Annotated in this window: 6 protein-coding genes; 3 read left to right on the plus strand and 3 right to left on the minus strand. The window is 66.8% G+C overall.

All coding sequences use genetic code 11. The annotated features are described in order from the left end of the window. Positions 1-1,049 (plus strand): erythromycin esterase family protein (locus AAFP05_RS07725; protein ID WP_341729282.1); only part of this gene is annotated, 1,049 nt, incomplete at its 5' end. Between the two features lie 39 nt (positions 1,050-1,088). Here the strand turns inward: AAFP05_RS07725 and AAFP05_RS07730 are convergent. From AAFP05_RS07730 to glp, 3 genes are all read right to left on the minus strand, one after another. Then, positions 1,089-1,874, minus strand: coding sequence for a hypothetical protein (locus AAFP05_RS07730; RefSeq protein ID WP_341729283.1), 786 nt, complete (start codon positions 1,872-1,874; stop codon positions 1,089-1,091). Positions 1,875-1,955: 81 nt separating this feature from the next. Further along, a complete protein-coding gene (locus AAFP05_RS07735; RefSeq protein ID WP_341729284.1) occupies positions 1,956-2,669 on the minus strand; it encodes a GNAT family protein in 714 nt (237 codons plus the stop codon). Continuing rightward, complete coding sequence (gene glp / locus AAFP05_RS07740) at positions 2,662-3,927, minus strand: gephyrin-like molybdotransferase Glp (protein ID WP_341729285.1); 1,266 nt, start codon at positions 3,925-3,927, stop codon at positions 2,662-2,664. Before glp ends, AAFP05_RS07735 begins: the two co-directional genes overlap by 8 nt. A 17-nt stretch (positions 3,928-3,944) precedes the next feature. Here glp and AAFP05_RS07745 point away from each other — a divergent pair, with 17 nt between their 5' ends. Both AAFP05_RS07745 and AAFP05_RS07750 read left to right on the plus strand, forming a co-directional pair. Further along, a complete protein-coding gene (locus AAFP05_RS07745) occupies positions 3,945-4,598 on the plus strand; it encodes a 5-formyltetrahydrofolate cyclo-ligase (protein WP_341729286.1) in 654 nt (217 codons plus the stop codon). A gap of 175 nt (positions 4,599-4,773) precedes the next feature. After that, positions 4,774-5,070 (plus strand): FmdB family zinc ribbon protein (locus AAFP05_RS07750; RefSeq protein WP_341729314.1); only part of this gene is annotated, 297 nt, incomplete at its 3' end.

Raw genomic sequence — 5,070 nt, forward strand, 5'->3', positions numbered from 1 at the left:
CGCTCGGCGAGGCCACCCATGGCAATGCCGAGTTCCAGCTGGAACGTCTCGGTCTGGTGCAAAAACTGCCGCAGTTCAAGGCGATCATGCTCGAAGAGGACTATGGCAATACTTCCCTCGTTGACGACTTCGTTCAGGGAGGCGCCGGCACCGCGCAGGATGCCGCCCGTCAATTCGGATTCCGCATCAACCACACCGAGCAGATGGCCGAGTTGCTGCAATGGCTGCGCGACCACAACGCCGGACTGCCAGCGGACCAGCGCATTCGCCTGGTCGGGGTCGACACGCAACGAACCGATGCGTCCAAACAGATCGCCCTGGACCGGCTCGCCGAATACGACGCGCCGACGGCCGAGCAGCTGGGAGATCAGCTCGCCGGCTGGACCGATGACAGCGACGCCCCGGACGCGGCATCCATGCGTCCGGTGATCGGGCAGCTCATCGCGGCGATCGAGACCACACCCGATACCGACGGACGAGCACACGCACTCAATGCGTCCACGGCACTGAGCCAGCACCTCGATCTCATCGACGCGAGCGACCCGGAGTACTTTGCGGTGCGCGCCCAGATCATGGCCACCAACGTCGCGCGCACGGTCGACGAAGAGCGCGCACGTGGCAACGAGCACTCCTTGCTCTTCGCCCATAACGGTCACGTCGACAAGGCCTCCATCGCGTTCGGTGGTCTCGACCTGGGCAGCCTGCTCGCGGACGAGTACGGCGACGGCTACCGCGTCATCGGCACCGACCTGCACCACAGCACGCTGCTCAGCGGGCAAGGCGCCGACCGTTGGGAGGTCAATCTGACCAACCGCACACCGCTGCGTGGCATCTTCGCCGGCACGAACGAGGGCTACCTCGAATTCGCCACCGCCTCGGCTGAGAGCCGGAAGCTGCTGAGCCATCCGGTGCGAATGGCCAGCGCGGGAGAACAGTTTCAGCAATGGCAGGCGTGGATCCCGTTGTTCAACTCGGTGAAGATGACGCCGAATGCGAGCTATGACGCCCTGATCCTGGTCGAGCGTGCGACACCGGTCACACCGCTATGACGTGGGCACGGGCAGCCGATGACGACCGGGGAACGATCCTTACTCCCCGATCGCGCGGGGCCGTTCGTCCTGAGCCCTGCGCACCTCACGAACCTCCCGAACCCCGGGAAGAGGACGCTCAGCGGTCACCGGCACGCCAAGTTCGCTCGACGCAACCGGAGCCGCCAGGTCGATCGTCCGTACCGAACGCGGCAGCAACGGCTTCGACACGTAGGTCGTCGGAGTCACCGGGATCGGATCCCACAGCGACCCGACGGACTCGGCGAGCGGACCGCTCAGCTCGATTGAACGCTCGGTCTCGGTCTTCGGCGCGATATCGTCCCGCTCCACACCGGATGAACTGCCGATCACCACGGTCATCTCCTCGCTGCCGAAGGCAATCTCGGTGCGCTCAGCCTGGAGCATGCGGTCGATGGTCACCACGCTGAGCCGGCTCAGGATCATCCAGCCGATCAGCAGCCCGACCGGCAGCGCCGTCCACCAATGCGAGATCGGCAGCACGAACGGCAGCACCACACCGACCACCAGCATGAGCAGATGCACCAGCAGGCCGTTCTTGCGCCGCCGCATCGCGGTCTCGGAGATCGCGCGCAGATCGCGGCGGGCGGCGCGGCGAGTGTGCGGGGTTGAAACCCCAGCGCCCGAGTCGGCCAAGAAGTCCGGCTCGGCCGGACCGCTGCGACGGATCACCCGCATCGAATCGGCGAACTCGTCGATCGTCCGCTCATCCAACCGGCTGCCCTGGTCGTGCTGTCCAAGGTATTGCGGCACAAGAATGATCAGCCACACGACAACGATTGCCCCGAAGATCACTCCTGTCATCACGCGACCCAAACTAGGGCCCAGTCCTCGGCCGATCAGCCAGGCGCGCCGCGCGGTCGCGGGTTTAAGCCCTGAGTTTGATCTTCACCGATTGAGCCTCGGCAGCTGCCCGTCCGGAAAGATCCTGTTCAGCAGGCCGCCGGGCACCTCGTCGCGGTTGAGCGCAAAGACCCGATGGTCACGCCAATCGCCGTTGATGTGCAAAAACCGCGGACGCAGCCCCTCTTCGCGGAAGCCGAGTTTTTCGACCACCCGCAGGCTGGGTGCGTTCTCCGGGCGGATGCAGATCTCGATGCGATGCAGCCGCATCACCTGCCAGCAATAGTCGCAGGCCAGCGCGACAGCCGCTGGCACCAGGCCTCGTCCAGCGAGCTTCTCGTCGATCCAGTAGCCGATCACAGCCGACCTGGCAGAACCGGCCAGGATGTTCGAGACCGTCACCTGCCCCACCAGCCGCGTCCGCTCGGTCGACTCCGGGCACCCCGGCCAGCCCGGATCCACCGCCAGCGCCCAGGGCAGCGACTGGCCTGCCTTGGCCTGCTTGCCCACCTGACGAAGCCAGCTGCGATAAGGCATCGGATGATGCTCCGCATCCGGAGGCATCGTCGCATCCCACTCGCAGGTCCACGCATAGTTGGACGTCCGCACCTGGTCCCAGGCCGGCTCGTCGCGTCTGGTCAGCGGACGCAGCACGACCGCCCCGGCGCGCACCGTCACCGGCCAGCTGTGCCGGGAGGGCAGCACCACACCTGTCGGCCAGCCCGCGACCGGAGCCTGGGACCCACCCCCATCAGTCATTGAGCAGCCAGCAACCCACACGCTCGCCGAGCGACACGACCGGGCCCGTCTGGTCGAGGACGACCAGCGCGTCCGCACTCACCAGATCGCTCAGCCGCGGATGATCCGGGTTGCCGAGCGGGACGACGACCTTCTCGCCCTGCTGCTCGCGGACCGTGCCCAGCTGCAGCGAGACGACTCCCTCACGCCCCCGCATTTCGCCTCCGGCAAGGCAGTTCACCGTGGGCCTGGTGACCACCGGCGCCCCCATCAGCCTGCGGACGAGCGGCCGGACGAAGAGTTGGTAGCCGCTGTATGCGGCGACCGCCTCATTCGGCAGCATGATCAGCGGAATCTCGTCATCACCGACGATGGCGAATCCGATGCGTCCGCCCGGCTGGCAGGCGACATCGGCCAGATCGGTCAGCCCCATCGACGAGACCACCCGGGGCAGTTGCGCCTCGGCGCCCAGCTCACCGGAGACCACCACTATGTCGGCGCGAATCAGCTGGTCGCTGATCACGTCCTGAAGCTCACGATCGGTGCCGTTGGCGTTGCTCACGCGCCAGACCTGCGCGCCGTCGGCCTTGAGCGCGGCCGCCAATAGCGGCGATTCCACATCGGCCCGGGTCCGGTCGTCCCCGGCGATGCTCAGCACCACGGCGCGCGGTCGCGGACGAGCGAGCACCCGGTCGACACCCGCCAGCGCCAGCAGAGCGCTTCGGCGGGCGTCCAGACGCTCACCCGAGCGCAGGATGGGCACGCCCGCGCGGGCCTCTGAGCCACTCCAGCGCACATGATCGCCGGGCTTCACCGCGCGGGTCACCGACAGCGTGGTTCCGTTGAGTTCGGCGTCGTCTTCGGAGATCACGGCATCGGCTCCATCGGGCAGCGGCTGGCCGGCGCGTACCCGGATCGCCGATCCGACCTTGAAGACCTTGTCGTCGTCGCGCACCTTGAGCTTCGCGCCGCCCGCTTCGTCGATTGCTTGCAGATCGTCCACCCGGACGGCGTATCCGCTAGTGGCGACGAGATCGTCCGCGGGCAGGTTGCTGTCGGCGATGATGTCCTCGCAGACCGCGGTACCCCAGGCGTCCAGCAGGTACATGCCGAAGGCGGGCAGCGGATTGATCAGCGAGAGCAGGTAGTCGCGTTGATCGGTGACGCTGCGGCGCCCCTGGGCATCGGTGCCGGGGGGATCGGGCAGCTTGGCGGTGGGCTCGGCCTCGACCGGCCCACTGGTTTCGGCGATTTCGCTGCGACGTTTGAACAAGCGCATGGCCCTACGATAGGTGAATGCTCCCCCGATCGGATCAGGCCGGCTCCCTTCGCGACCAGATCCGAGCCGAGATCCGGCGCTCGCGGGCAGCTCGGCCTATCGAACGGCAGCGGGCGGACGATCGCCTGCGCGACGCCAGGGTCATCTCATTGGTCTCGCAGTTGCTGGACGATCCGGGGCCCGCGGGGGTGGTGGCCTGCTATCTCTCGCGGCCCGGCGAGCCCGGCACACTCGACCTGGTTGCTGCGCTCGCCGATGACTATCGGGTGCTGGCACCCAAACTCGGCCGCCGTGACGACGGGTGCCCTCGGCAACCTCCTCGCGAACCGGAATGGGCCTGGTTCTGCGGGATGAATGAGCTTGTCGATGGCGTATTCGGGATTCCAGACCCGGCCGGCCCCGGCTTGGGCGCCGAAGCCTTGGAGCAGGCTGACGTGGTGATCGCGGCCGCATTGTGCGCGGGTGCCGACGGAAGCCGGATGGGTACCGGGGGCGGCTGGTTCGACCGGGCGCTGCCGCACCGGCGGGCGGTGGTACCGGTCATCGTGCTGCTAAACGACGACGAGATCCGTACCGTGCCGACCGAACCGCACGACCAGCCCGTCGACTGGCTGGTGACGCCCACCCGCACCATTCGGACTGCGATCGCGGCCGGTCGAAGTCCGTATTGATGCCTGCCGTCGGACATCTGGTTGGTCACCGGGCCCACGGCAACCCACAGCAACCAGCCACCGAACCGGAATGGCCATCCGCCGACGAGGCGTTATCATTGGCAATCGGAGATGGCGAGTGCTAGCACGATCGAGCATCCCATCGCCACCGGGACGATATCGAAAGCTGATCAGGATGCCTACTTACCAGTACCGCTGCCAGGGCTGTCACAACGATCTCGAGGCCTTTCAGAAGTTCACTGATGACCCCCTGACGATCTGCCCGGACTGCGGCGGGTCACTGCGCAAGATTTTCAATGCCGTCGGCATTGTCTTCAAGGGCTCCGGCTTCTATGCGACCGACTCCCGCAAGACCTCCAGCGCTGCTTCGCCGGCTTCGAGCAGCACCGCTGCCAGTGCCGATGCTTCCTCGGATTCGTCGTCGTCGACATCGAGCAGCTCCAGCACGTCGAGCAACTCCAGCACGTCGAGC

Origin of the sequence: Brooklawnia sp. (assembly GCF_032229645.1) — a bacterium.
Lineage (GTDB): Bacteria > Actinomycetota > Actinomycetes > Propionibacteriales > Propionibacteriaceae > Brooklawnia.

What these genes read in the sequence shown, in the direction of transcription:
- AAFP05_RS07735 (WP_341729284.1), bottom strand. Translation starts at nt 2,669, where the DNA reads ATGACTGATGGGGGTGGGTCCCAGGCTCCGGTCGCGGGCTGGCCGACA.
- glp (WP_341729285.1), bottom strand. Translation starts at nt 3,927, where the DNA reads ATGCGCTTGTTCAAACGTCGCAGCGAAATCGCCGAAACCAGTGGGCCG.
- AAFP05_RS07745 (WP_341729286.1), top strand. Translation starts at nt 3,945, where the DNA reads ATGCTCCCCCGATCGGATCAGGCCGGCTCCCTTCGCGACCAGATCCGA.